Source organism: Micromonospora sp. NPDC047521 (assembly GCF_055587305.1).
In genome coordinates this window covers 185,250-209,036 of sequence record NZ_JBVJGN010000003.1, presented here as the reverse complement: position 1 = coordinate 209,036, position 23,787 = coordinate 185,250, and the positions used below count along the sequence as shown (strand labels likewise).

At 72.7% G+C, this 23,787-nt stretch carries 25 protein-coding genes; 11 read left to right on the top strand and 14 right to left on the bottom strand.

The annotated features are described in order from the left end of the window. Positions 1-24 precede the first annotated feature (24 nt). Positions 25-1,308 carry a serine--tRNA ligase gene (gene serS / locus ACZ6N8_RS08595; protein ID WP_466009148.1) on the top strand — a complete coding sequence of 428 codons (1,284 nt, stop codon included), beginning with the start codon at positions 25-27 and terminating at the stop codon, positions 1,306-1,308. Here the strand turns inward: serS and ACZ6N8_RS08590 are convergent. The 4 genes from ACZ6N8_RS08590 to ACZ6N8_RS08575 are packed head-to-tail and all read right to left on the bottom strand — an operon-like array spanning position 1,279 to position 6,014. Next, complete coding sequence (locus ACZ6N8_RS08590; RefSeq protein ID WP_466008623.1) at positions 1,279-2,244, bottom strand: cytochrome c biogenesis CcdA family protein; 966 nt, start codon at positions 2,242-2,244, stop codon at positions 1,279-1,281. The two genes, serS and ACZ6N8_RS08590, sit on opposite strands and share 30 nt — an antisense overlap. Next, positions 2,241-2,867, bottom strand: coding sequence for a redoxin domain-containing protein (locus ACZ6N8_RS08585; RefSeq protein ID WP_466008621.1), 627 nt, complete (start codon positions 2,865-2,867; stop codon positions 2,241-2,243). Before ACZ6N8_RS08585 ends, ACZ6N8_RS08590 begins: the two co-directional genes overlap by 4 nt. 52 nt (positions 2,868-2,919) lie before the next feature. Next, positions 2,920-4,383: an NADH-ubiquinone oxidoreductase-F iron-sulfur binding region domain-containing protein gene (locus ACZ6N8_RS08580; RefSeq protein WP_466008619.1), complete on the bottom strand. Its 1,464-nt coding sequence runs from the start codon at positions 4,381-4,383 to the stop codon at positions 2,920-2,922. Then, a complete protein-coding gene (locus ACZ6N8_RS08575) occupies positions 4,383-6,014 on the bottom strand; it encodes a ferric reductase-like transmembrane domain-containing protein (RefSeq protein WP_466008617.1) in 1,632 nt (543 codons plus the stop codon). Before ACZ6N8_RS08575 ends, ACZ6N8_RS08580 begins: the two co-directional genes overlap by 1 nt. Positions 6,015-6,294: 280 nt before the next feature. Here ACZ6N8_RS08575 and ACZ6N8_RS08570 point away from each other — a divergent pair, with 280 nt between their 5' ends. Then, positions 6,295-7,740, top strand: coding sequence for an alpha-amylase (locus tag ACZ6N8_RS08570; protein ID WP_466008616.1), 1,446 nt, complete (start codon positions 6,295-6,297; stop codon positions 7,738-7,740). Between the two features lie 74 nt (positions 7,741-7,814). Then, complete coding sequence (locus ACZ6N8_RS08565) at positions 7,815-8,726, top strand: L,D-transpeptidase (protein WP_466008614.1); 912 nt, start codon at positions 7,815-7,817, stop codon at positions 8,724-8,726. A gap of 10 nt (positions 8,727-8,736) precedes the next feature. Here the strand turns inward: ACZ6N8_RS08565 and ACZ6N8_RS08560 are convergent, their stop codons facing one another. The 4 genes from ACZ6N8_RS08560 to ACZ6N8_RS08545 are packed head-to-tail and all read right to left on the bottom strand — an operon-like array spanning position 8,737 to position 12,216. Further along, on the bottom strand, positions 8,737-9,360 hold the full coding sequence (locus ACZ6N8_RS08560) for a response regulator transcription factor (RefSeq protein WP_466008613.1): 624 nt from the start codon (positions 9,358-9,360) through the stop codon (positions 8,737-8,739). Then, the gene (locus ACZ6N8_RS08555) at positions 9,357-10,484 is read right to left on the bottom strand and encodes a sensor histidine kinase (protein ID WP_466008611.1); all 1,128 of its coding nucleotides are present in this window, start codon (positions 10,482-10,484) and stop codon (positions 9,357-9,359) included. The genes ACZ6N8_RS08560 and ACZ6N8_RS08555 overlap by 4 nt, the downstream gene beginning before the upstream one ends. Before the next feature lie 27 nt (positions 10,485-10,511). Further along, a complete protein-coding gene (locus tag ACZ6N8_RS08550) occupies positions 10,512-11,312 on the bottom strand; it encodes an ABC transporter permease (RefSeq protein WP_466008609.1) in 801 nt (266 codons plus the stop codon). Between the two features lies 1 nt (position 11,313). Further along, positions 11,314-12,216: an ABC transporter ATP-binding protein gene (locus tag ACZ6N8_RS08545; RefSeq protein ID WP_466008607.1), complete on the bottom strand. Its 903-nt coding sequence runs from the start codon at positions 12,214-12,216 to the stop codon at positions 11,314-11,316. A gap of 265 nt (positions 12,217-12,481) precedes the next feature. Between ACZ6N8_RS08545 and ACZ6N8_RS08540 the strand changes: the two genes are divergently transcribed. Together ACZ6N8_RS08540 and ACZ6N8_RS08535 are read left to right on the top strand one after the other, a co-directional pair. Next, positions 12,482-13,345, top strand: coding sequence for an alpha/beta hydrolase (locus ACZ6N8_RS08540; protein ID WP_466008606.1), 864 nt, complete (start codon positions 12,482-12,484; stop codon positions 13,343-13,345). Between the two features lie 40 nt (positions 13,346-13,385). Then, the gene (locus ACZ6N8_RS08535; protein ID WP_466008604.1) at positions 13,386-14,531 is read left to right on the top strand and encodes a site-2 protease family protein; all 1,146 of its coding nucleotides are present in this window, start codon (positions 13,386-13,388) and stop codon (positions 14,529-14,531) included. Here ACZ6N8_RS08535 and ACZ6N8_RS08530 read toward each other — a convergent pair. Together ACZ6N8_RS08530 and ACZ6N8_RS08525 are read right to left on the bottom strand one after the other, a co-directional pair. Then, positions 14,516-15,790 (bottom strand): FAD-binding protein, encoded by a 1,275-nt coding sequence (locus ACZ6N8_RS08530; RefSeq protein ID WP_466008602.1) that lies wholly within the window; start codon positions 15,788-15,790, stop codon positions 14,516-14,518. The genes ACZ6N8_RS08535 and ACZ6N8_RS08530 overlap by 16 nt on opposite strands. Further along, positions 15,787-16,539 (bottom strand): hypothetical protein, encoded by a 753-nt coding sequence (locus tag ACZ6N8_RS08525; protein WP_466008600.1) that lies wholly within the window; start codon positions 16,537-16,539, stop codon positions 15,787-15,789. Before ACZ6N8_RS08525 ends, ACZ6N8_RS08530 begins: the two co-directional genes overlap by 4 nt. Positions 16,540-16,658: 119 nt before the next feature. Between ACZ6N8_RS08525 and ACZ6N8_RS08520 the strand changes: the two genes are divergently transcribed. Then, complete coding sequence (locus tag ACZ6N8_RS08520) at positions 16,659-17,078, top strand: hypothetical protein (protein WP_466008598.1); 420 nt, start codon at positions 16,659-16,661, stop codon at positions 17,076-17,078. Positions 17,079-17,091: 13 nt separating this feature from the next. Here ACZ6N8_RS08520 and ACZ6N8_RS08515 read toward each other — a convergent pair whose 3' ends face one another. After that, complete coding sequence (locus tag ACZ6N8_RS08515; protein WP_466008596.1) at positions 17,092-18,021, bottom strand: LLM class F420-dependent oxidoreductase; 930 nt, start codon at positions 18,019-18,021, stop codon at positions 17,092-17,094. Between the two features lie 101 nt (positions 18,022-18,122). On the opposite strand from ACZ6N8_RS08515, the gene ACZ6N8_RS08510 reads away from it, so the two are divergent. Both ACZ6N8_RS08510 and ACZ6N8_RS08505 read left to right on the top strand, forming a co-directional pair. Next, on the top strand, positions 18,123-18,434 hold the full coding sequence (locus ACZ6N8_RS08510; protein ID WP_466008594.1) for an ArsR/SmtB family transcription factor: 312 nt from the start codon (positions 18,123-18,125) through the stop codon (positions 18,432-18,434). 1 nt (position 18,435) lies between these two features. Then, positions 18,436-18,954 (top strand): SRPBCC family protein, encoded by a 519-nt coding sequence (locus ACZ6N8_RS08505; protein WP_466008592.1) that lies wholly within the window; start codon positions 18,436-18,438, stop codon positions 18,952-18,954. 38 nt (positions 18,955-18,992) lie between these two features. Here the strand turns inward: ACZ6N8_RS08505 and ACZ6N8_RS08500 are convergent, their stop codons facing one another. Next, positions 18,993-20,030 carry a hypothetical protein gene (locus tag ACZ6N8_RS08500; RefSeq protein WP_466008590.1) on the bottom strand — a complete coding sequence of 346 codons (1,038 nt, stop codon included), beginning with the start codon at positions 20,028-20,030 and terminating at the stop codon, positions 18,993-18,995. Next, entirely contained in the window at positions 20,030-20,299 is a 270-nt protein-coding gene (locus ACZ6N8_RS08495) for a hypothetical protein (protein WP_364362372.1), read from the bottom strand. Before ACZ6N8_RS08495 ends, ACZ6N8_RS08500 begins: the two co-directional genes overlap by 1 nt. Before the next feature lie 410 nt (positions 20,300-20,709). Here ACZ6N8_RS08495 and ACZ6N8_RS08490 point away from each other — a divergent pair, with 410 nt between their 5' ends. The 3 genes from ACZ6N8_RS08490 to ACZ6N8_RS08480 all read left to right on the top strand — a co-directional run bounded on the left by ACZ6N8_RS08490 (position 20,710) and on the right by ACZ6N8_RS08480 (position 22,918). After that, complete coding sequence (locus tag ACZ6N8_RS08490; RefSeq protein ID WP_466008589.1) at positions 20,710-21,156, top strand: GNAT family N-acetyltransferase; 447 nt, start codon at positions 20,710-20,712, stop codon at positions 21,154-21,156. A gap of 12 nt (positions 21,157-21,168) precedes the next feature. After that, the gene (locus tag ACZ6N8_RS08485) at positions 21,169-21,645 is read left to right on the top strand and encodes a hypothetical protein (protein ID WP_466008588.1); all 477 of its coding nucleotides are present in this window, start codon (positions 21,169-21,171) and stop codon (positions 21,643-21,645) included. A 76-nt stretch (positions 21,646-21,721) separates the two neighbouring features. Further along, on the top strand, positions 21,722-22,918 hold the full coding sequence (locus ACZ6N8_RS08480; protein WP_466008587.1) for an MFS transporter: 1,197 nt from the start codon (positions 21,722-21,724) through the stop codon (positions 22,916-22,918). A 46-nt stretch (positions 22,919-22,964) separates the two neighbouring features. On the opposite strand, the gene ACZ6N8_RS08475 is transcribed toward ACZ6N8_RS08480, so the two are convergent. Continuing rightward, a complete protein-coding gene (locus ACZ6N8_RS08475) occupies positions 22,965-23,750 on the bottom strand; it encodes a helix-turn-helix transcriptional regulator (protein ID WP_466008586.1) in 786 nt (261 codons plus the stop codon). Between the last annotated feature and the right edge of the window lie 37 nt (positions 23,751-23,787).

Sequence of the window (23,787 nt, the reverse complement as noted above, 5' to 3'; positions counted from 1 at the left end):
CCGGACGGAGGCGTACGGAGCAGCATGCTCGACATGGAGTTGATCCGGAAGGATCGCGAGGCGGTGGCGACCGCGCTGGCGAAGCGACTGGATCCCGCCGAGGTCACCCGGGCCCTGGACGAGATCCAGCGGCTCGACCAGGAGCGACGCGCCCTCATCACGGAGATCGACGCCGATCGGCAGCGCCGCAAGGCGGAGGCGCGGGCGTACGCGGAGGCGAAGCGCGCCGGCCGCGAGCCGGACGTCGCTGCGCCCGAGGCCGGTCGCAAGCAGCTCTCCGAGCTGGAGTCCGAGCTGGACGAGGTGCAGGGGCGGCTGCGCACCGCGATGAGCGAGCTGCCCAACCTGCCCGCCGACGATGTCCTTCCCGGCGGCAAGGAGGCCAACCGGGTCGTCAAGACCTTCGGTGAGCCACCGGTGATCGACAAGGTCCGCGATCACGTGGAGCTGTCCCGGATGCTCGGTCTGGTCGACCACGAGCGCGGCGTGAAGCTCGGTGGCTCCGGCTTCTGGATGTACACGGGGATGGGTGCCCGGCTGGAGTGGGCGCTGCTCAACTTCCTCATCGACGAGAACGTCAAGGCCGGCTACGAGTTTCTGCTGCCGCCACACCTGCTTCTCGACACGGCAGGCTTCGCCGCCGGGCAGTTCCCGAAGTTCTACGACGACGTCTACCACCTGGACCGGGAGTCCGCCCCGCGTGGACAGTTCCTGCTGCCCACCTCGGAGACGGCGATCCTCGGCGCCTACCAGGACGAGATCCTGGAGACGTCGAAGCTGCCGCTGAAGCGTTTCGCGTACACACCGTGCTACCGCCGGGAGGCGGCCGGCTCGCACTCGGACGAGCGCGGCACCGTGCGGGGCCACCAGTTCAACAAGGTGGAGATCTTCCAGTTCACGCTGCCCGAGCAGGCGGACGCGGCGCTGGAGGAGATGGTCACCCACGCCGAGAGCCTGGTGGAGAAGCTGGGGCTGCACTACCAGCGCAGCCTGCTGTCGGCCGGCGACGCCAGCGCGTCGATGCGCAAGACCCTCGACATCGAGGTGTGGATGCCGAGCACGGGCAAGTACAAGGAGGTGTCGTCCGTCTCCTGGGGCGGCGACTACCAGGCCCGCCGGGCGGCCATCCGCTACCGCGAGCCGGGCGGCAAGCAGACCCGCTTCGTGCACACGCTCAACGGCTCCGCCCTGGCGACGAGCCGGCTCTTCCCGGCCATCCTGGAGCAGTACCAGCAGGCCGACGGCAGTGTCCTGATCCCCAAGGTCCTCCAGGACCGCCTAGGAACAGACCGCCTGACCCCCCGCTGACGCGCCCGCGTCGCCGCGCCCCACACCGCCCGTCGATCTTGCAGTTTCGGCGCCCGAAACCGGGCGCTCTGCGACTTCCGTCGCTGCAGAAACTGCAGGATCGCGGGATGGCGGGCGACGGCGGGAGCGGGCTGCTTGCAGCAGCAGGGCTGTCAGGGCCACCAGAAGCAGCGCTGGGCCGAGGCTGTCCAGGGATTGCGCCAGGGCGTGTTGGAGCTGGGACGCCGCTCGGATGATCGGGTCGTGCAGGGCGTCGCGGCGGCCGGCGGCCAGCCTCACCTCGTACCAGCCGTACCAGGCGACGTAACCGCTGGCGAGCAGCAGCACCAGGCCACTGAGGCGGGGCACCAGGGCGCCGGCGCCGCGTAACCGGGCCACCAGCCCGTCGCGCAGCAGGGCCACGCCGAGCGCGGCGACCGCGACCACCAGACCCATCCCGAGGGCGTACGCCCCGAACAGAGCCAGCCCCCGCCCGGTCGAGCCGGCCCGGAGGCTGGTCACCACGATGGCCAGGAACGGCGCGATGGCGCAGCCCAGCGACGCCAGCGCGTACGCCGCCCCGAACAGCGCCATCGACGGCCAGGACCGGGTGAGCCGGGGCGCTCGGGCGGACCAGCCGGGGGCGGGCAGTCGCCTGCCGGCGAGCAGCCAGCAGCCGGCCACCAGCAGCAGCACGCCGAGGGTCACGGTCAGCCACGGCAGCCGGGGCCGCAGCCAGCTGGCCAGCGGCGCGAGGGCCAGGCCGAAGGCGCCGAAGACCAGCACGTACCCCAGGGTGAGCCCGGCCGCCGCGGTGAGCGCGCGGCCGACCGCGCCGCGGGTGTCCGACGCCCCGGCGACCAACAGCGAGAGGTACGCGGGCAGCAACGCGAAGCCGCACGGGTTGACCGCGCCGAGCATGCCTGCGGTCAGCGCGAGCAGCAGTGCGGCGGTCACGCGCCGGCCAGTGCGGCGACCCGGGCGGTGAGCGCCTCACCGTCCAGGAAGCCCCGGTGCACGACCGTGCCGTCCCGGTCGATGATCACGAAGATGCTCTGCTCGGTCACCCTGAACCGGCGCCAGATCGCACCTGCCCCGTCGTTGATCTGCGGCGTCCCGGCGAGGTCGAACTCGGTGACGAACTCCTTCATCGCCTTCTGCTCGCCCAGCCCGGCGACGCCGACGATCGGGACGGTGTCCCGGTACTTCGGCGCGATCTCGGCAACCGTCCACGCCTGGCTGGCGCAGGTGGCGCACCACGGCGCCCAGAACCACAGCACCACCGGCCTGCCGGCGAGCCGCGCGGCGTCGAACGCGGCCCCGCCGAGGGTCGTCCCGGTGAAGCGCAGCACGTCCGGGACCTGCGCCGGAGCGGCCGGCGGTCCGCCGGTGGGAGAGTCGGTCGGCGAGGGAGGTGTCGCGGTCGGCGCGGCAACGGTCGAGGCCGATCCGGCGGCGGCGGGTCCGCCCGGCGCGGTGCCGGTGCAGGCGGCGACGCCGAGCAGGGCCACCACGAGCGCCCCAGCGGCGGCGCCACGGCGCAGCTGCCCGGCCGCTGTCCACGTCCTGCTGATCCGCATCCGCTTCTCCGTCTCCGGTCCGGAAGGGACCCTTGCTGGACCTGGGGCTTACCTACTCGGCCTTGGCGAGTCGGAGGGCCAACTCGGGGCAGACCTTGACCGCCTTCAGCGCCCCCTCCCGCAGCCAGGTCGGCACGGGGGTGGCCGGAAAGGCCGGATATCCGTTCGCGTCGAGCCGGATGAAGTCAGGCACCACGTGGGCGCAGAGCCCGTGCCCGTCGCAGCGGGACCAGTCCAGGGTGAGCTTCTGCGGGTTCGCGTCGGGTGCGCCGGGCAGCCCCATCACGCCCTTGACCCGTCGGCCGCAGCCGTCGCCGGTGCTGTGCAGCCGCAGGTCCTCGGCGAAGACCTCGATCGCGGAGAGCGCGAACCGGGCGGTGCCGTCCGGGTGGCTGCACGCGCCCCGGCCCTTCACCTCGCCGGCGGCGGCCCGCACCACGTCGGCCGGTTGGCTGCCGGCGACGGCCAGGTCCACGGCGCGGGCCAGGTCCGGCAGGCCCATCTTGCACGGCCCGCACTGGCCGGCGGACTCGCCGGCCAGGTAGCGCACCACCTGGGCTGCCTCACCGAGCGGGCAGGTGTCGAGCCCGAGCGGGACGATGATGCCCGCGCCGAGGGTGCCGCCCACCGCGGCGAGGCCCTTGCGGGACACCTCGGCCTTCTCCGCCGCCTCCGGGGTGATCCACTTGCCGTGGTAGCCGCCCATCAGGATGCCCTGCACGTCAGGGACCTCGCACAGGTCGAGGACGTCGCGCAGCGGCATCCCGGCGGTGCACTCCACCACGGCCGGTCGACCGGCCGCCCCGGTCACGGTGAGCAGCACGGTGCCCGGCTCGTCGTCGGTGCCGAGCGCCGCGTACTCGTACGGGCCCAGTCGGGCGCCGACAGCGAGCTGGGCGTACGTCTCAGCGTTGGACAGCAGGGTGGGCAGGCCGCTGACCCCGGAGTCGCTGGAGCGCTTCTTCGTGCCCGGCGGGATGTGCGGCAGCCCGTTGATCCCGTTGACAAGCGCGCCGCCCTCGCCGGAGATGAACCGGTGCGGCACGGTGACGATCGTTGTCTGCACCGGCATCCGGCGCTCGTCGAGGGCGTCCATCAGCGAGTCCCGGCCGACCCCGTCGTCCGCCACGCCGATCACGATCTCGTCGGCGTCCAGGGCGTACGCGGCAAGCGCCGCGCCGTCCAGGATCAGGTGCGGGGCGCGGGTCAGCAGCACCTTGTCCTTCCAGCTGGCCGGCTCCCCCTCGGTGGCGTTGACCACCACCACGGCGGCGAGGTCCTGCCGCTCGCAGGACTCCAGCACCGCGCGGAGTTTGCGGGCGAACGGGAACCCTGCCCCGCCCTTGCCCTTGAGTTGCATGCCCTCGGCGAGCCGGAGCAGCTGCGCCGGCTCGATCGGGCCGATCGGCCCGTGCACCTCCTCGTGCGCGAGCAGGTCGAGTCGACCGTACTCGGCGAAGCCGGCGGTGAGCCGGGGCTCACCCACGCAGGCGACCGGTGGCACGGCGGTGCGCATCACTTCGCCTCACCCCGCAGCCCGGCCCAGTACGCCCCGTCCACCGCGTCGGCGCTGGCCTTGCGACGCTTGGACCGGCCCTCGCCAGCGGCCCGCTTGGCGCGGCGGGACGCCAGGTCGACAAGGGTCGGGGTGTCGTCGACGGGTGGCACCTCGTCCGGCACGTACCGGGCCGGTGGACGCCAGTAGTCCGGCTCCTCGGGCAGGTCGTCCTCGACGCTGTGCCGGCCGCTGCCGCTGCGCGGCGCCGACGAGATCGGGCTACCGGAGACAGGACCGGCGGAGATCGGCTCGGCGGAGATCGGCTCGGTGCCCTGCCAGCGGCGCGGGCTGTCCCACGGCTCCTCGGGCTCGATGAGCGCCGGCTGCGGCGGGGCGGAGTAGCGGCTGCCGTCGTCCTCGCTGCGGGACCGGCGACGGGGCCGCTCGGCGGCCGGCTCCTCGGCGCGGCGCCGTCCGGTCGGCACGGCCTCGTCGCGGGTACGCGAGGCGCGCCGCCGGGTCACCGGTTCGACCTCCTCCTCGTCGCGTCGACGGGTGTCGGTCTCGTCCACGCCACGGCGGGTCGACCGGCGGGTCGTCGGCTCCTCCTCGTCGCGCCGGGCGCGCGAGGACCGTTCGGTGTCGCGGTAGGCCGCCGGCTCCTCCTCCCGTCGGCGTCGGCTGGGCCGGGTCGGCTCGACGAGCGAGCCGGGCTCGGGCACCACCGGGACGGTGAACCGTTCCGGGTCGCGGCGGGCGGGCGGGGCGGTCCAGGTGGCGGTGGTGGTGTCCGCCCAGGCGGGACGCTTGTCGGTGGCCTTCGGGCGCCGACCCAACCCGGCCAGCAGCGATCGGGCGGTCTTCGCCTCCTCGGCCCGGCCGACCATCACCGCGTTGCGCACCGCTGCCTGGTGCTGCTCGCGGCTGCGCCGACCGATGGTGACCGAGAACCGCACCAGCAGGGCCAGCACCACCAGCAAGACGCAGCCCAGGTAGCTGAACATCACCCAGGGCGCTGCGGCCCGACCGGCGTTGAGGCCGTGCGCGATGGCGAAGGGCCAGGCCAGGTACGCGGTCGAGTGCAGCGCGCGCCACAGCCACTTCGGACCGACGCCCGCGAAACGGGCCCGGATGATGCCGGTCCAGATCACGCTGACCATCAGCAGCGCGGCGACGGTGCCGAGCCCGACGTAGAGGCCCCCGCCACCGACGAACGGCACCAGCGCGTCGGTCGCCGCTGCCCGCCCCGTTCCGATCTTGGTGAGGACATGGAAGCCGAGCCCGGCAACGCCGAGCACACCGGTGGCGCGGTGCGCCGACTGCATCAGCACCCGGTGCGAAATGCCCAGCACCAGCCGGTCGGTGGCGAGCAGGCCGAGCATCACGGTGAGGCTCAACGACACCAGGGCGACCACCCCGGCGAAGAACTCGGTGAAGAAGAAGCCGTACGCGTACGCCGTCTGACCGGCGCCGGTCAGCATTGTCGCCGCCCAGAGCGCGGCGAGCGCCGACGCGATGAGCGCGGTGGTCGCGCCCCGCGACCGGGTGCGTACCCCCCGGCTGCTCTCGCTGGTCCGGACGGTGGCCGCCTTCTGGTTCTGCTGTGCCCGGGCCATCTGCTCCTCGATCGTCTCGCGGCGGCGTACCACCGGCCGACCCCTGCTCCCCCATCCAGTACGGACGAGCGGGGTCGGCGGATCACCCGGTTGTGGAAATTTCTGGGCCGCGATCGAACCAAGTGACGCCGGCGTGCGTTGCGCCCCGGCGCACGGTCCGGATCGGACAACGACAGGCGTCCATGCGTTGACAGTGGTTGCAACACGCTTGTAATCTTTCGGCAAATTTCAGTCTGGGTTGCAAGATTGCGGCAACGTCAGGCTCTCCCCCGCAGCGCCACCACCCCCACCCCCGCTCCCGTCAGGAGTCCCGATGCACCGACGTCGACGTGGCTCAGCGATCCTCGCCCTCGGCCTGATCGCCAGCCTGCTCGTCCCCACTGCCGTGACGGCACCCCCGGCCGTCGCCGCCCCGTCCGGCGCCAAGAAGGTCATCGTCCAGCTCTTCGAGTGGAACTGGCCCTCGGTGGCCAGCGAGTGCCAGAGCACGCTCGGCCCGAAGGGCTACGGCTACGTCCAGGTGTCACCCCCGCAGGAGCACGTGCGGGGCAACCAGTGGTGGCTGGCGTACCAGCCGGTCAGCTACCGGATCGAGTCCCGCAAGGGCACCCGCGCCCAGTTCCAGTCGATGGTGAACACCTGCCACGCGGCCGGGGTCAAGGTGATCGTCGACGCGGTCGTCAACCACATGTCCGGTCAGGACAACGGCGGCACCGGCTGGGCCGGGTCGTCCTACTCGCACTACGACTACCCGGGCATCTACCAGACCCAGGACTTCCACCACTGCGGGCGCAACGGCGGCGACGACATCGCCAACTACAACGACAGGTACGAGGTGCAGAACTGCGAGCTGGTCAACCTCTCGGACCTGAAGACCGAGTCGGACTACGTCCGTACGAAGATCGCCTCGTACCTCAACGACCTGCTCTCCCTCGGCGTGGACGGCTTCCGGATGGACGCCAGCAAGCACATGCCGGCCGCCGACATCGCCGCGATCAAGGGCAAGCTGTCCCGCTCGGCGTACATCGTGCAGGAGGTCATCTACGGCGCGGGCGAGCCGGTCCAGCCGACCGAGTACACAGGCATCGGTGACGTGCACGAGTTCCGCTACGGCAAGGACCTGGCCCGGGTGTTCCGCTCCGAGCGGCTGGCGTACCTGAAGAACTTCGGCGAGGGCTGGGGGCACCTGCCCACCGGAAAGGCCTCGGTGTTCGTCGACAACCACGACACCCAGCGCGACTCCGGCGGGGTCCTCACCTACCGGGACCGGGGCATCTACGCCCTGGCGAACGCCTTCATGCTGGCCTGGCCGTACGGGTCGCCGACGGTCATGTCCAGCTACACCTTCAGCAACCGGGACGCCGGCCCGCCGTCGGACGGCGCCAACAAGACCCTCAACACCACCTGCTACTCCGGCTGGGAGTGCGAGCACCGCTGGCCGGCGATCGCCAACATGGTCGGGTTCCGCAACGCCACCGAGGGCGCCGGCGTCGCCAACTGGTACGACAACGGCAACAACCACATCGCGTTCAGCCGTACCGGAAAGGGCTTCATCACCGTCAACGACGAGGACTCCGCGGTGAACGGCCGCTCCTACTACACAGGCCTGCCCGCCGGCAGGTACTGCGACGTCATCCACGGCACGTACGCGGGCGGCACGTGCAGCGGCCCGGTGATCACCGTGGACGGTAACGGCTGGTTCGCCGCCAACGTGCCGGCGCACGACGCCGTGGCCGTCCACATCGGCGCACGGGTCTGATCGTCAGGGGCCTCCGGCCGGCGGGTATCGCCGAACCGGGGGCCCCGAGCCGTTCGCCACCATAGAGTGGTTTGGTGCCGTTTGACCAGATGTCCCCGTACCGCCGCCGCGCCGGCTGGATCGCCGCCGCCATCGCCGTACCCGCGCTGCTGGTCGCCGCGCTGCTGGTCGGCCAGGCCCTCACGCCACGCTCGACAGCCCCCGACGACAGCCGCGTGGTGGCCGCCGACCCGACGCCGAGCAGCGTCGAGCAGAGCCCTGAGGAGTCGGTCCCGCCGGCCGCGCCCGCCCCGGACGGGCTGCCGGTCGTCGACTACGACCCCGCGCCCAAGGGCTTCCCCGCCGACCCGGCCACCATGGACACCACGCCGCTGACCGAGGGCGTGCACCCGACCCGGCGCGTCGCCGCGTACGACGCGCCCGGCGGACGTCCGCTGGCCTTCCTCGAACCGACGCTCGCCGGTGTCGAGCTGACCGTGCCGGTCGCCCAGAAGCGGGCCGGCTGGACGGCAGTCCTGCTGCCCTCGGCCAACCGGCGCCTGGCCTGGCTGCCGCCGGGCGGGTTCGCCACTGTGGCGCTGCGCGACCAGATCGTGGTGGAACGCAAGGTGCACCGGCTCACCTGGTACCGGGCCGGCAAGGCGGTGCGCTCCTGGAAGACGAGCCTCGGCCAGGAGGGGCAGGAAACCCCGCTCGGCCGCACGTTCATCCTGGGCCGCACCCCGCCGCCGGAGCAGGTCTACGGCGGGGTGGACATCTACGCCCTCGGCTCGGTGCCGGACGACCCCGAGGCGGTGCCGACCGGGCTGCGCGGCGCGCACATCGGCCTGCACACCTGGTACAACGACGACGAGTTGGGCGAGAACACCACGAACGGCTGCATCCGGGTGACCCGCAGCGGCCAGCGGGAACTGCTCGCCGAGGTGCGTCCCGGCAGCAGCCTCGTGGTGGTCGACCAACTGCCCACGCCGCCGCCGACCGCCTGAGCGGCGTCGCTCACTCGCCGAGCAGCCAGCCGTTGCGCTCGGCGACACGGACGGCGTCCGCCCGGTTGCGGCCACCTGTCTTGCCGATCGCCGCCGAGAGGTGGTTGCGCACCGTCCCCTCGGACAGGTGCAGCGCCGCCGCCAGGTCGGCGACCGTACCCCCGCCCCGCGCCGCGCGCAGCACCTCGGTCTCCCGTTCGGTGAGCGGACTCGCGCCGGTGGCCAGGGTCTCCGCGGCAAGCGTCGGATCGACCACCCGCAGGCCGGCGTGCACCCGGCGGACCGCGTCGGCGAGCTGCCGGGCCGGGGTGTCCTTGACCACGAAGCCGTTCGCGCCGGCCTCCATGGCCCGGCGCAGGTAGCCGGGCCGCCCGAAGGTGGTCACCACAAGCACCCGGCAGGTCGGCAGCGCCGCCCGCAGCGCGGCAGTCGCGGCGATCCCGTCCAGGCCGGGCATCTCGACGTCCAGCAGCGCCACGTCGGGCGCGTGCCGTAGGGCCTCGGTCACCACCTCGTCGCCCCGACCGACCTCGGCCACCACCGTCAGGTCCGGCTCCAGCGACAACAGCGCGGCCAGCGCGCCACGGACCAGCGCCTGGTCGTCGGCGAGCAGCAGCCGGATCGCCCCGCTCACCGGGCCTCCCCCGGCGCGTGCACCCGCAGCAGGAAGCCACCGGCCGGCCGGCGACCGACGGTCACCACGGCGTCCAGCCGCCGCGCCCGCTCGCGCAGGCCCACCAGCCCGTGGCCGGTGACGTCGGGAGTGGACGGACCGCGTCCGTCGTCGCTCACCTCGACCCCGTTGCGATCCACCCGGACCGTGCAGCACCGCGCCCCGCTGTGCCGGACCACGTTCGTCACCCCTTCCCGCACCGCCCAGCCGAACAACCGGTCCCACTCCGCCGGCAGCGACGGCACCTCGGCCGGCAGGTCCGCCGCGATGCCCGCCGCGGCAAGCGCGGACCGGGCGCCGGTCAGCTCCGCGGCGAGGGTCACCTCGCGGTACGCCCCGACGGTCTGCCGCACGTCGGCAAGCGCCGCCCGGGCCAGCCGCTCCACATCGGCGATCTCGGCGGCCGCCCGCGCGGTGTCCACCTCGATCAGACGCCCGGCCAGCTCGGCCTTGATCGCCACCACGGTCAGCGAATGCCCGAGGATGTCGTGCAGGTCGCGGGCGGCGCGGGCCCGCTCCTCGGCGACCGCGAGCCGGCCGATCTCCTGCTGGGCGGCCCGGAGCTCGCTGTTGCGCTGGGCCAGCCGGGACACGCCGAACATGGCGAACGAGGCGAGCAGCACCGCGACGGTGACGGTGCTCTCCCCCGTCCAGGACGGCACCAGCCACGCCCCCACCAGGGGGATCAGCGCGCAGAGCGCCACGATGATCAACGCCTGCACCGCCGACAGCAGGAACACCGCCGCAGCGGCCACGAACACGAGCGTGGCCGTCCAGTCCCCGGCGGTGCCCGGGATGCTGGCCAGACCCAGCACGACCAACCCCACGAGCGCTATCCCGGCCCGGCGTGAAGGGATCGGTCGGAGGTGCTCGCGCAGGTTGCGGGCCCACTGGAAGAGCAGCACGTAGCCGAGGCCGAAGGCGACAAGGGTGGCGACGCCGACGATCCGCCGCCACGGCTGCGGCTGGTCCAGCGCGGTGGAGAGCGGCACGTTGAGGAAGAACAGCCACACGGCGGCCAGCAGCCAGCCGGTGAACCGCCAGTGGCGGCTCACCGGCGGGGACTGCCCGATCGAGAGGTCCATCGGTTCCACGCTAACGGTCGCCGGCCGTCAGACCCGCGCGGTGTCGCGGCGGAACAGTCGGGCCGCGCCGATGCCGAAGGCCAGCGCCCAGAACACCATGTTCGCCACCCCTGCCATGCTCACCCCGTCACCGGTCAGCGGGGCGCGGGCCAGTTCGCCCACGCCGTACACAGGGGTGAACGTCGCGACCTGCTGGAGCACGTGCGGCAGCACCTCGACCGGCACGAACAGACCACCGAACATGGCCAGCACGGCGAGGATCGGGCCGATGAACTGCATGACGTTCTCGGCCGGCACCAGGTAGCCGATGAACAGCCCGAACGCGGCGAAGACAAGCGAGCCGACCCAGGCCGCCAGCCCGGACAGCAACCAGACGTACGCCGGGATGCGGACCCCGGTCGCCGCGCCCACCGCGAACTCGACGACTACCGCGAGCAGGCCGAGGGTCATCGCGGTGACCAGCTTCGTGGCCACGTACGCGCTCGGGCGCAGCGGGGTGAGCCGCAACTGCCGGCTCCAGCCCAGGGCGCGTTCGGTGGCCACCGCGCCGCCCGCGCTCGTCGTCGCCACCATGGCCGCGTACACGGCCAGGCTGATCATGACGTACGCGGTCACCGGCCGGCCGTTGTCCAGGCTCTGCCCGCCCTGCGGCAGACCGAAGATGAGGAAGAAGACGCCCGGCATGATCAACGTGAAGGCGAGGGTGCGGCGGTTGCGCAGCACGCGGCGCAGCTCGATGCCGAGCACGGCCGGGGCGAAGCCGCCAAGGGCGGGCAGCCTCCGGTCCGGTTCGACGGTACGGGTGGGGGTGGCCGGCACTGTCGTCATCTCAGGCTCCGGTCTGCTGCGCGGTGGTCAGGGCGAGGAAGGCGTCCTCGAGGTTGCGGGAGGTGATCTCCACGTCCCGGGCGTCGGTGCGGGTGAGCAGGTGCCTGGCGATCGCGTCCGAGTCGCCGGTGCGCACCAGCACGCTGTCGCCGCGTACCTCCACGGCGTCCACGCCCGGCAGCGCCGCGAGCGCGGCCTGGTCGGCGCCGGGCAGCGTGGCCCGCACCGTACGGCCGGCGGCCAGGTTCTTGATCTCCGCAGTGGTGCCGTCGGCCACCACGCGTCCCTGCCGGACCAGCACGATCCGGTCGGCGTACGCGTCCGCCTCGTCGAGGTAGTGGGTGGCGAAGATGACGGTCCGTCCGGCCCGCGCGTCCCGGCGCAGGGCCTGCCAGAAGTCCCGCCGGCCCTCTACGTCCATGCCGGTGGTCGGCTCGTCGAGCACCATGAGGTCCGGGTCCGGCAGCAGGGCCAGCGCGAACCGTAGCCGCTGCTGCTGACCGCCCGAGCAGCGTCCGACCACCCGCCCGGCGATGTCGGCGATGCCGGCCCGCTCCAGCACCTCCGCCGCCGGGCGGGTGTGCCTGTAGAAGTGCCCTGTCATCTCGACCGTCTCGCCCACGGTGAGGTCCTTGAGCAGACCGCCGGTCTGGAGTACCGCGGCGACCCGGCCCCGGGCCACCGCCTCGTCAGGCGTGCCGCCGAGGACGCGGACGGTGCCCGCGTCAGGGCGGGCCAGCCCGAGCAGCATGTCGATGGTGGTGGTCTTGCCCGCGCCGTTCGGGCCGAGGAACGCCACCACCTCGCCGGGCTGCACCCGCAGGCTCAGCCCGTCGACAGCGGTGACCGTGCCGAAGGTCCTGGTGAGGCCGTCCAGCTCGACGGCCGGATGCGTACTGGTCATGCCACTGATGCTCCGGCGGCGCGTACCCCGGCGCCCGGAGCGGCCGTCACGTCCCGGCCGTGACATTTGTCAGGGGCGCCCATCCGACACGGAGTGTGATGGCCACGGGAGGAGACACAACCTGGAGCGATATGACTCGGAGTCATAAATATGCCGCAGAGTCATATCACCTGCCGACGCATCCGCCGCCGCGCGCGGCGGGAGGCATTGCCGGCGCGGCAGTGGGTAACCGCCGGGCCGGACACCGCGACACCGGGGGGACGCGATGGGTGCCACGCCGCAGGGCCGGGTCGACACGGTCGTGCTGATCCACGGACTCTGGATGACACCGCGCAGTTGGGAGGGGTGGATCGAGCGGTTCACCGCGCGCGGCATGCACGTGATCGCCCCCGCCTGGCCGGGCATGGACCGGTCCGTGGAGCAGTTGCGCGACGATCCCACCCCGATCGCCGAGCAGAGCATCGCCACGATCGTGGCGCACTACGACCGGATCATCAGGAAGCTGCCCCGCCCGCCGATCATCATGGGGCACTCGTTCGGCGGCCTGATCACCCAGGTCCTCGTCGACCGGGGCCTCGGCGCGGCGGCGGTCGGCGTGCACCCCGCGCAGGTGAAGGGCGTGCTCAAGGTGCCGCTGAGCCAGCTGCGCTCCGGCTTCCCGATCCTGCGCAGCCCCGCCAACCGCAACAAGGCGGTGCCGTTCACCCCTGACGACTTCGCCTACACCTTCGGCAACACGATGAGCCGGGAGGATTCCGACCGGGCCTGGGAGCGCTACGCCGTCCCGGGCGCCGGACGGGTCTACTTCGAGGGCGCGTTCGCCAACCTCGACCCGCGCTCACCGGCCCGGGTCGACGTCGGGCGCAACGACCGGCCCCCGCTGCTGCTGATGGCCGGCGGACTCGACCACGTGGTGCCGGCGTCGGTGGTCCGCTCCAACGCGGGGCTCTACCAGAAGTCGCGGGCCCTCACCGCGTACGAGGAGTTCCCGGGGCGGTCGCACTTCACAGTCGGGCAGGACGGCTGGGAGGAGATCGCCGACTACGCGCTGGACTGGGCGCTGCGCGCGGCGGCGCTGCCCCGGGAGGCGACTATCGCCAGCGAGAGCCCCCGCAGGTACGGGGCCTGATTCGCGGCATGCCCGCGACCTTCGGGGGTATCTCGGTGGGATGAGGGCGAGTTTCCGGATCGGTCGGGTCGCGGGGGTGCCGGTCGGCGTCAACTGGAGCGTGCTTGTCATCTTCGCGCTGATCGCGTGGGGCCTTGCCGCCAACCAGTTCCCCCGCTCGTACCCCGATCGCTCGCCTGTGGCGTACGCCCTCGCGGGCCTTGCCGCGGCGGTGGTCTTCTTCGTCGGCCTGCTGGCCCACGAGGTGTCGCACGCGGTGGTGGCGAAGCGCAACGGGCTGGAGGTCGACGGCATCACGCTCTGGTTGTTCGGTGGGGTGGCCGAGCTGCGGGGCGAACCGCGCGACCCGGGCGCGGAGCTGCGGATCTCCGGGGTGGGCCCACTGGTCAGCCTGCTGCTCGGGGCGTTCTTCGGTGCCATCGCGTTGCTGCTGGCGCTGTCCGGGCAGGACGGGCTGCTGTTCGGCGCGGTGGCGTGGCTGGCCGGCATCAACGTGCTGCTTGCCGTCTTCAACGTGCTGCCGGCCGCGCCGCTGGACGGCGGCCGGCTGCTGCGCGCCGCCGTGTGGAAGGCCACCGGCGACCGGACCCGGGCGTCCGTCGTGGCGGCCCGGGCCGGCTGGGTGCTGGGTGTGCTGCTGATCGGTCTGGGGCTGTGGCAGTTCCTGTCCGGGGTCGGGTTCGGTGGCCTCTGGCTGGCGCTGATCGGCTGGTTCCTGATCGGGGCGGCCGGCATGGAGGAGCGGCAGGCCCGCACCGGCAGCGCGCTGCGCGGGATCCGGGTCGGCGAGGTGATGACCCCGCAGCCGCAGACCGCCTCGGCGGACATGACTGTCGCCGACTTCGTCGACCACTACCTGTTCGCGTACCGGCATTCGGCGTTGCCGCTGACCGACCAGGGCCGGCCGACCGGGCTGGTCACCCTGGACCGGGTGCGGGGCGTACCTGCCGACCGCCGGGCGTCGACAACGCTTGCCGAGGTGGCCTGCCGGGCCGACCAGCTGGTCCTCGCCCAGCCCGGCGAACAGCTCAACGACCTGCTGCCCCGGCTCAGCGAGTGCGCCGACGGCCGCGCCCTCGTGGTGGACGACGACGGCCGCCTGGCCGGCATCGTCTCCCCCAGCGACATCAGCCGCGCCGTCCAGCGGGGCACCCTGCGCACCCCGGCCGGTCAGCGGGGTACGTAGCGGTCCAGCAGGTCGGTCCGGAACTTTCCGGTCGGGTCCATCCGCGTCAGCAGGGCTGTGAAGTCGTCGTACCTCGGGTAGCGGGCGGCCAGCTCCGCCGGGTCGGTGACGAAGACCTTGCCCCAGTGCGGGCGGGGCGCGAACGGCGCCAACCGCTCCTCCACGGCGGCCAGGACCGGGAGCACCCGGGTGGCGTCGTCGATCCAGGTGAAGTGCACGACGAAGCTGTCCCGCCTGTGGTTCGGGCTGAGCCACAGCTCGTCCGCCGCGACCGTCCGCAACTCGCACACGTGGAGCACCGGGGCGATCAGGTACGCCACCTCGTCCAGCGCGGCCATCGCCTCGGTGGCCGCCGAGCGGGGCAGGTGGTACTCGGACTGGAGTTCGTCGCCGCTGCTGGGTGTGAAGCCGAGCTTGAAGTGCGGCAGCCGCTCGTGCCAGGGGCCGGGCTCACCGAGCTGCGGGGTGCAGTTCTCCGCGGGCATCCCGAGCACCGGGTGCCGGGGCTCGGCGGCGGCGGTGGTGCCGAGCCAGTCCGCCTCCGGTGGCGTCTGGTCCACCGCCTGCTTGCGCCACACCTCCCGCAGCCGGGGCGTACGCCAGTCGGTGAAGACGCTCACGCTGTACGCCGAGCTGAGCGCCTCGTCCAGCGCCTCCCGGGCCAGGTCGAGGCGTACGTACTGGCGCAGTTCGAAGGCCGGCACCAGGTCCAGGGTGACCCGGGTGACCAGGCCGAGCGCGCCGAGCCCGACCACCATGCCGTTGAACGTGTCCCCGTCGGTGTCGCGGTCCACGTGCAGCAGGTCGCCGTCGGCGGTGACCAGTTCCAGGGCGGCGACGGAGGTGGCCAGGTTGCCGTTCGCCCGCCCGGAGCCGTGGGTGGCGGTGGCCACCGCGCCGGCCACCGAGATGTGCGGCAGCGAGGCGAGGTTCGCCAGCGCGTACCCCTGGGTGTGCAGGTGTCGGGCGACGTCGCCGTAGCGCAGCGCGGCGGCGACGGTGACCCGTCGGCGCTCCGGGTCCACGTCGATCTCCGGCGGCAGACCGGCGAGGGTGACCAGGTCCCCGTCGGTGTCGCCGAGGCGGTTGAAGGAGTGCCCGGTGCCGACCGCCCGGATCCGGTCGCTGGCGGCGACGAGCCGGCGCAGGTCGTCGGTGGACGTGGGCCCGTGGAACGCCCGGGCGCTGTAGCGCACGTTTCCGGCCCAGTTGCGGCGTGGCACGTCGGCCGCCGTGGCGTCCTGTCCCTGCACGGTCATGTGGCGGTCTCCCGGTCGGTGGACTGGTGGTCGGCCAGCGCGGCGGCGAGGGCGTCCAGGGCGGCGTCGGTCGGATAGGTGCCGTACCCCCGCTGGGCGATCGGCAGGCCGGCGGCGCGGACGCGTTCGATCTCGGTGCGGGCCGCCCGGCAGGCCGACGCGTCGGCGGACACCAGGGCGTCCTGGCCGCGCCGGATCAACCGGTCCACCTGGTCCATCCGGTATCCCCGAAGGCCGGTGGGGAGGTCCGGGTCGGCGAACGCGGCGCGGCGCAACGCCTGCAGGTCCACGAAACGGTCGCCGGCGTGGCGGGTGAGCGCGGCGGAGACCTGTTCGGGCTGTTCGCGGACCTGGTCGAGGACGAGCAGTTCCATGGCGGGCCGGCCGTCGAGCGGGTGCCGGGCGCTCGCCGGCCCGACCGTCACGCCCGGCGCGGGCACCAGCAGCAGGCGCGGCGGCTCCGGCCGGCCGTCACGCCGGGGCGGCTCGTCGAGGACAAGCGCGTCGACCTCGGCCCACGGCAGCGACAGTCGCAGGCCCGGCCGTCGGATGGTGAGCCCGTCCGCGCCGATTCCGAACCGGAACGGCCGCAGCGCGCTGACCAGCGCGACGCCGCCGAGTGCGATGGCACCGATCGCGACGATCGTCCGGAGCAGTGCCCCGTCGCGGGGCAGGGCCAGCAGGACCACCCCACCGAGTACGCAGACCAGGGCGAGCACGCGGGCGCCCCGACTCCGGCGCAGTTCCACGCTCGGACCCCCGTTCATGACCGTGGCGTCGGTCCCAGCATCCTCCGACAGACCGGGCGCCACGGACACCGGACGATCGGGCACGGTTGTTCTCGCCATCGTCGGGGAACCCTACGCCCATGAGCAGCTACCGTGATCCAGCCCCACGGGGCGACGTCTTCCCCTCCGAGGAGGAGCTGGACCCGACAGGCAGCGAGGTCGAGCAGGCCAGCGCCCCGCCGGTCGACGGCATGCCGGGTCATCCGGCGCCCACGCCCGGGCCGCGACCCACACCTGCGCCCGCGCCGGCCCCGACGCCGGTGCCGTCGCCCGGGCCGCCGCCGCGCGCTCCCGGGTCGCAGTCCATCGTGACCCGTCACCTGGACGGCTCGGTGGAGGTGGTCACCGACCTCGACGGCGACGGTGTCGCCGACATCGTCCAGATCGACGTGGACGGCGACGGTGTTCCGGACATCACCTACGTGGACAGTGACCGCGACGGCCGGCTGGACACCGTGCTGCGCGACCCGGGCGCGGTCGGCGCCCACCGGGGCTACTGACCGGCCGCTCGGCTCAGAGCTTCGCCATCACCTCGCCGGCCACCAGTTCGAGGTGCGCCAGGTCGGAGAGGTCCAGCACCTGGAAGTAGATGCGCTGGCTGCCGGCCTCCGCGTACCGACCGATGGTGTCGATGACCTCGGCGGGCGTACCGGCGACGCCGTTGGCGCGCAGCTCGTCAGGCTCGCGGCCGATGGCGGCGGCCCGGCGGGCCACCTCGGCGTCGTCCCGCCCGCAGCACAGCACAAGCGCGTTGGACCAGATCATCTGGGCCGGGTCACGCCCGATCTCGGCGCACGCCGCCCGGACCCTGTCGAACTGGGCAACCGTGTCCGGCACGGACGCGAACGGCAGGTTGAACTCGTCGGCGTAGCGGGCGGCCAGCCGGGGGGTGCGCTTCGGCCCCATCCCGCCCAGCAGGATCGGCGGGCGGGGCTGCTGGACGGGCTTGGGCAGGGCTGGTGAGTCGACGATCGGGTAGTACCGGCCGTCGTACCGGAACCGCTCCCCCGCCGGCGTGTCCCAGAGCCCGGTGATGACGGCGAGCTGCTCCTCCAGGCGGTCGAACCGCTCCCCCAGCGCCGGGAACGGGATGCCGTACGCGGTGTGCTCCTCGGCGTACCAGCCGGTGCCGATGCCCAGCTCCACCCGCCCGCCGCTCATCTGGTCGACCTGCGCCACGGTGATCGCCAGCGGGCCGGGCAGCCGGAAGGTGGCAGCCGTCATCAGCGTGCCGAGCCGGATCCGGCTGGTGTCCCGGGCCAGCCCGGCCAGGGTGGTCCAGGCGTCGGTCGGGCCGGGGTCGCCGCTGACGTCGCCCATCTTCAGGTAGTGGTCGGATCGGAAGAACGCCCCGTAGCCGGCGTCCTCCGCGCAGCGGGCGACGGCGAGCAACTGGTCGTAGCTCGCGCCCTGCTGGGGTTCGGTGAAGATCCGCAGTTCCATGATCCCGAGCATAGGTAGCCGACCGGCAGTGCCGCTCCCGGACTGGAGGCAGCGCTTCATATACCTTGACGTTCATATGAATCGCGAGGCATATTGGGTACGTGTCCACCGACGCCTTCGCAGTCCTCGCCGAACCCACCCGACGCCGGATCCTCGACCAGCTCCGCGACGCCGAGCGCAGCGTCGGCGAGCTGGTCGACGGGCTCGGAGTCAGCCAGCCGGCCGTCTCCAAGCACCTACGGGTGCTCCGCGAGGCAGGCTTCGTCACCTGCCGCACGGCAGCCAGGCAACGGATCTACCGCCTCGATGTGGGCCCGCTGCGGGCCGTCGACGGCTGGCTCGACCCGTACCGCCGGCTCTGGACCCGGCACCTGGACGCCCTCGAACGGCACCTCGACAGTCAGGAGCAGTGACATGGACCGCGACGCGTTCCGCCCGAGCCCACCCGCCGACGCGCGCGCCGACGGCGCCACACTTGTCTTCGTCCGCGACCTCCGGCACCCGCCGACCACCGTGTGGCAGGCGCTCACCGATCCGGCGCAGCTCGCGCAGTGGGCGCCGTTCCTCGCCGACCGTGACCTCGGCAGCCCCGGCGCCGCCGTGCTCACACTCGTCGACGGCGAAACGACCCAGCAGAACCCGGCGACGGTACGCCGGGCCGAGCCGCCACATCTGCTGGAGTACACCTGGGGCGACGACCTGCTGCGCTGGGAGCTGAGCCCGCTGGGCACCGGCACCCGGCTCACCCTGCGGCACACGGTCGCCGACCGGGACATGCTGCCGATGGTCGCCGCGGGTTGGCACCTCTGCCTCGACGTGGCCGACCGGCTGCTCGACGGCGACCCGGTCGGCCCGATCCGTGGCGCCGAGGCCAAGGACTTCGGCTGGCCCGAGCTGCGCGACACGTACGCCGAACGGCTCGGCGAGGCCTGACCGGGCGGCCCCGGGCGAACCGGAGCCGCCGGTACCACTCAGACGTACGGCCGGGTGGCGTACGCGGTGCGCAGCGCGGCCAACCCGGCCGCCTTCGGGGAGAGGGTGCCCCACCCGGAGTTGAAGTAGTTGGTCCGGACGATCCGCGGCCCACGCTCGGCGTTGAGCTGGGCGATGGCCGCCGGGACGGTGGCGATCCAGGCCGGCTGGTCAGGGATCTCGGCGGACCGCACCCCCCACTCGGCGATGATCGCTGGTCGGGACAGCGCCACCGGCCCGAGATCCGCCACCGCCCAGTCCCTGGTGCGGCGGAACCGGGACAACGCGGTCTGCCCGGCGGCCGTGGCGTAGGCGTTCCACTGCAGGAAGTCCAACCGGGACATCAGCGACTCCGGGTGGGTGCGCTGGAAGCAGGCCCTGTCGAAGCCGGCGACCCCGACCGAGAAGGTGGATCTGGGCGGCAGCGTCCGCGCCTTGAACCAGGTGAGGATGTAGTTCATCGCCTGCACTGCCCGTGCGTCCGACTCGGCCCAGGTGTAAGCCTTGCCGTCCTCGGTGGTGCCGAACTCGTGATCGGTGTCCAACTCCGAGGCGAGCTGGATGTTCACCCCGAAGCCGAGGAACCGGTACTGCGCCAGGGCCCGGTGCAGCAACCCGTCACACTGGCCCTTGAGCACCTGGCCGTACCCGTACGCCTTGGGCCAGGTGGTGCCGGGGCGCTGCTGGATGGTCATCGACGGCGCCGGCACTGTGTAGTCGGTGACGTCCACCCGGAAGCTCTGCGGCCCGGCGTTCGGGGCACCGTAGTGCTTCAGCTCCAGCACCATGTTCATCTGCACCCCGGCCTTTCCGAGGTCGATCAGCCAGGGCCTGTTGTAGCCGGGGAAGACGTACCCGTCGGCGAAACTGCGGTACTGGGTGAGCGAACGGAAGTTACCTCCTGCCATGTCGGCGGTCGGGTCGGCGCCCCCGGAGAGGTAGTAGCCGCCGAGCACCGGCTGGCTCAGGGCGTAGTCGGCGGCGGCGTTCGCTGTGTGTCCGGCGGAGTCACGGACCTGGACGGTGACGCGCGGCATCACGCCACCGCCCGGTACTCGGCCACCGAGCCGCTGTCGGAGACCCGGGTCCAGGTACGCCCCGAGTCGTCGGTGACCGTCACGGTCAGCGGGTCGATGACGGCGGCGACCTTGATCGGCGCGCTGCTGTTGCCCTGCGCGTCGGTCACCACGATGGTGACGGTCAACGGTTTGGTGTCGGCGTCGGAGTAGGTGACGGTCAGCAGCATCTGGTCCCCCGGTGCGTACACGGATGCGTTCAGGGCTGCGGTCACTGTGGGATTGGCCATGTCGGACCCTCTCTGCTTGGGTCGGCCGTGGGTCGGGCGTACGGGTGAGCGACGCCGACCCCACGCGGAGTCCACGGTGGCGAAAGGCCGGCAGGCGCGGATGCGAGGGCATGACCGCGCAGGGCGGCGGAGCCTGACTGCCGGGGTGATGACGTCCTTGTCCGGGTGGGCGGATGGCATCGCTACGGGCGCCCGCAGCGGTGGGGTGGGCTGGGCCGGGGCGGACGATGCTGTCCGCGCCGTGCCCGAGGAATGGGATGTGGCCCGACATCCGTCCGCCTCTCCCCCTGCCTCAACAGTGCTCTACCAGGGGCTTTACCGTCTTGTCCTGTTTGCGACAGTGGTGCCGACTTGCGGATAAAGGACGGGCCTGCGGCCGCAGCGGTACGGCGGCGGATAGTTTGGGGATCATGACGGACTGGAAGCTGCGGCCCGCCTCGATGACTGACGTCGAGGCGGTGGCCGAGCTGCGCGCCGTGGTGCTGCGGGCCGATCTGGAGCGACTGGGGCGGTACGACGAGACGCGGGTGCGGCAGCGCCTGCGTGCCGGGTTCGTTCCGGCGTACACCTGGGTTGTCGAGGTGGGTGGCGCGTTCACCGGCTGCGTGGCGCTGCGGCCGGCCCCGGACGCGCACTGGCTGGAGCACTTCTACCTGGCCCCGCGTCTTCAGGGCGGTGGCATCGGTACGGCCGTGCTGCGTGAGCTGCTCAAGTGGTGTGACCGCGCGGGTACGCCGGTCCGGCTGAACGTGTTGCGGGGCAGCGCGGCCCGGCGGCTGTACGAGCGGCACGGCTTCACGCTCGACCATGAGGACCCGGTCGATGTGTTCATGTTCCGCGAGCCGGTGTCAATGTAACGTTGACATGTGATGGCGGAGCTGGCCCAGCTGGCCGACGTGCCTGCCACCCGCGCGGGCCTGGACGAGCGGGAGTTGGACCTCATCGACCGGGCCCGGTACGGCGGTGCGACGTGGACGCAGATCGCGGCGGCGTTGGGCCTGGGCAGCCGGCAGGCCGCCGAACAGCGCCGTCAGCGCCTGGTGGCAGCGCGCAGGTCGCGGCGGCAGCAGCTGGACCTCGGCCTCCCCTCGCAGATCGTGGCGCTGCGCACGGCCGTGGCCGACCTCGACCGGTGGATCGCGGCGGACCGACGGTGGGACAGCCGCTTCCTGCGGGCGACGCTCATCCGCAGCACTGTGGACGCCGCCCTGGATGCCGCTCCGGGCTCGCTGTACGCGTTGGCCCTGCACCTCGTCGCCGATCTGGCCGGGGCGCGGGAGCGGCTGCCGCAACCGGTGCAGGCCGTCGAGGCGAGGCTCACCGCGGCACTGTCAACGATCCGTTGACAGTGCCGTAGCAGTATTGCCCGCACCCGACTCAAGAACCAGGGTGTGAGTCATCCCGGCTCAACCTGGAGGGCTCGTGCGCCGTAACGCCTGGCTGTTCGTGGCGATCTCGCTCCTGTCCGGCTTCGGGAGCAGCGCCATGTCGCTTGTCGCCGGCATCTGGATCCTGGACCTGACCGGTTCGACGAGCCTGGCCGCGCTCGCCGGCCTCTGCGTGTACGCCCCGGTGCTCGCCGGTCCGTGGCTGGGGGCCGTGGTGGACCGGGTGCCCCGGCGACCACTTGTCATAGGCGTCAACCTCGCGCTGGCGGCGGTCCTGCCGGCACTCTTCGCGGTTCGCGGACCGGGGCAGACCTGGCTGATCTTCGCCGTGTCGTGCGCCTACGGCGTCAGCTACGTCCTCATCGACGCCGGCGAGACCGCACTGCTGCCGTCCGCGCTGTCGGCACCGGCACTCGCCGACGTCAACGGGTGGCGTTCCAGCGCGCAGGAGGGCATGAAGCTGGTCGCTCCGCTTGCCGGCGCTGGTCTCTACGCGTGGCGCGGCGGTCACGCAGTCGTCGTGCTCAGCGCCGCGACGCCGGTCCTGGTCGCCCTCCTGTACGCGGCGGTCCGCCTGCGCCGTACGCCGCCCGACCGGCCGAACCGCTCGGACCGGGGCCTCCGGGCCGGGATCTCCGTCCTTGCCCGGCAGCGGGCGACCCGGGTACCTGTGGCGCTCGCCGCCGTGTCGATAGCCATGTCCGGCTTCTCGACCGCAGCGATCTACGCGATAGTCGTCTCGGATCTGCGCCTGCCGACGACGTTCCTCGGGGTGCTGGCCAGTGCGCAGGGCGCGGGTTCCATCGCCGGTGGCCTGGTCGTCGGGCGGCTCATCAGGCGCTGGGGGCCGGTCGGCGTCGGCGTGGCCGGTACGGCGCTGTTCGCCCTCGGTTGCCTGGCGCGCTGCCTGCCATGGTGGCAGGTCACTGTCGGCGGGGCGGTCCTCGCCGGCGTCGGCCTGCCCTGGGCCCTTGTCGCCGCGGTGACCGCCGTGCAGACGCACACGCCGACACCACTGCTGGGGCGGGTCGCCGCGACGGCCAACACCGCGATGTTCGGGCCGCTTGTCGTAGCGATTCCACTCGGCTCGGCGGCCGTCCACCTCGGCGCCCGCCCGACGCTCATCGTCGCCGTCGTGATCTGCCTGACGGCCGTGGCCGCAACGCTCTGCCGTCCACCGACCCCGCACGACGCCCGCCCGGTGGCCGCACGAGATCCCGCAATCCGCTGACTGGGCCCCCGACCTGCGGGTGAGCGACACACGCTCGGGCCAGACCTCAGAGGAGTCTGGCCAGGGCCTGCGCGGCGGGGGTTTCCGGTGCCGCCTGGTAGGCGATGATCACCTGTCCCTCGGCGCCGGCGATGGCGAGCGTTTCCCGTCGCAGCGTGAGCGGCCCGACGATTTCGTGGTTGAAGCGCTTGACCTCGTCCCGCGTCGGCCGTACGTCGTACCCCGCCCAGACCTCGCGGAAGAGGCTGTCGGTCGACAGCGAGGTGATGAGTTCGGCAGTCGGGGGATCACGCGGGTCGGCTTCGGCGCGGAGTGCGGCAGCGCTCTGCGCGGCGATCTCCCTCCAGTCGGGAAACAGCGTCCGTGCCTCGGGATCGAGGAAGATCCCGCGGATCAGGTTCCGACCGGGCGTGTACAGCGGGGACAGCGCCATGGCGAGCTTGTTGGCCGCCAGCACGTCGAAGCGGCGGTCGCGGACGTACGCGGGTGTCTGACGCCACGAGTCGATGAGCTGCCGCACCGCGTCGGAGACCCCCGGGTGCTCGACCCCGGGCGGCGGGGCTGCGGCGAGCGCGGCGAGATGGGCCCTCTCGTGACGATCCAGCCGTAACGCGTTCGCCAGGGCGTTCAGCACCTGCGGTGAGGGGTTGCGGTCCCTGCCCTGCTCCAGGCGGGTCAGATAGTGCTGGCTCACACCCGCCAGGCGGGCCAGTTCGTCACGGCGCAGTCCCGGTACGCGTCGACGCCCGAACGAGGGCACCACCGACTCGTCCGGCCGGACCCGCCCGCGGCGTGCCTTGAGGAAGTCGCCGAGCGCGTTCTCGCCCTTCATTCCCGCCAGCCTAACCCCGTCAGGGTGCTGGTAGCCC

Bases quoted from the DNA above. Each gene is read 5' to 3' on its own strand.
- ACZ6N8_RS08585 (WP_466008621.1), bottom strand. From the start codon at position 2,867: ATGCGGATCAGCAGGACGTGGACAGCGGCCGGGCAGCTGCGCCGTGGC.
- ACZ6N8_RS08580 (WP_466008619.1), bottom strand. From the start codon at position 4,383: ATGCGCACCGCCGTGCCACCGGTCGCCTGCGTGGGTGAGCCCCGGCTC.
- serS (WP_466009148.1), top strand. From the start codon at position 25: ATGCTCGACATGGAGTTGATCCGGAAGGATCGCGAGGCGGTGGCGACC.
- ACZ6N8_RS08520 (WP_466008598.1), top strand. From the start codon at position 16,659: ATGAGCAGCTACCGTGATCCAGCCCCACGGGGCGACGTCTTCCCCTCC.
- ACZ6N8_RS08490 (WP_466008589.1), top strand. From the start codon at position 20,710: ATGACGGACTGGAAGCTGCGGCCCGCCTCGATGACTGACGTCGAGGCG.
- ACZ6N8_RS08550 (WP_466008609.1), bottom strand. From the start codon at position 11,312: ATGACGACAGTGCCGGCCACCCCCACCCGTACCGTCGAACCGGACCGG.
- ACZ6N8_RS08500 (WP_466008590.1), bottom strand. From the start codon at position 20,030: ATGCCGCGCGTCACCGTCCAGGTCCGTGACTCCGCCGGACACACAGCG.
- ACZ6N8_RS08545 (WP_466008607.1), bottom strand. From the start codon at position 12,216: ATGACCAGTACGCATCCGGCCGTCGAGCTGGACGGCCTCACCAGGACC.
- ACZ6N8_RS08535 (WP_466008604.1), top strand. From the start codon at position 13,386: ATGAGGGCGAGTTTCCGGATCGGTCGGGTCGCGGGGGTGCCGGTCGGC.
- ACZ6N8_RS08555 (WP_466008611.1), bottom strand. From the start codon at position 10,484: ATGGACCTCTCGATCGGGCAGTCCCCGCCGGTGAGCCGCCACTGGCGG.
- ACZ6N8_RS08540 (WP_466008606.1), top strand. From the start codon at position 12,482: ATGGGTGCCACGCCGCAGGGCCGGGTCGACACGGTCGTGCTGATCCAC.
- ACZ6N8_RS08475 (WP_466008586.1), bottom strand. From the start codon at position 23,750: ATGAAGGGCGAGAACGCGCTCGGCGACTTCCTCAAGGCACGCCGCGGG.
- ACZ6N8_RS08570 (WP_466008616.1), top strand. From the start codon at position 6,295: ATGCACCGACGTCGACGTGGCTCAGCGATCCTCGCCCTCGGCCTGATC.
- ACZ6N8_RS08485 (WP_466008588.1), top strand. From the start codon at position 21,169: ATGGCGGAGCTGGCCCAGCTGGCCGACGTGCCTGCCACCCGCGCGGGC.
- ACZ6N8_RS08530 (WP_466008602.1), bottom strand. From the start codon at position 15,790: ATGACCGTGCAGGGACAGGACGCCACGGCGGCCGACGTGCCACGCCGC.
- ACZ6N8_RS08505 (WP_466008592.1), top strand. From the start codon at position 18,436: ATGGACCGCGACGCGTTCCGCCCGAGCCCACCCGCCGACGCGCGCGCC.
- ACZ6N8_RS08495 (WP_364362372.1), bottom strand. From the start codon at position 20,299: ATGGCCAATCCCACAGTGACCGCAGCCCTGAACGCATCCGTGTACGCA.
- ACZ6N8_RS08515 (WP_466008596.1), bottom strand. From the start codon at position 18,021: ATGGAACTGCGGATCTTCACCGAACCCCAGCAGGGCGCGAGCTACGAC.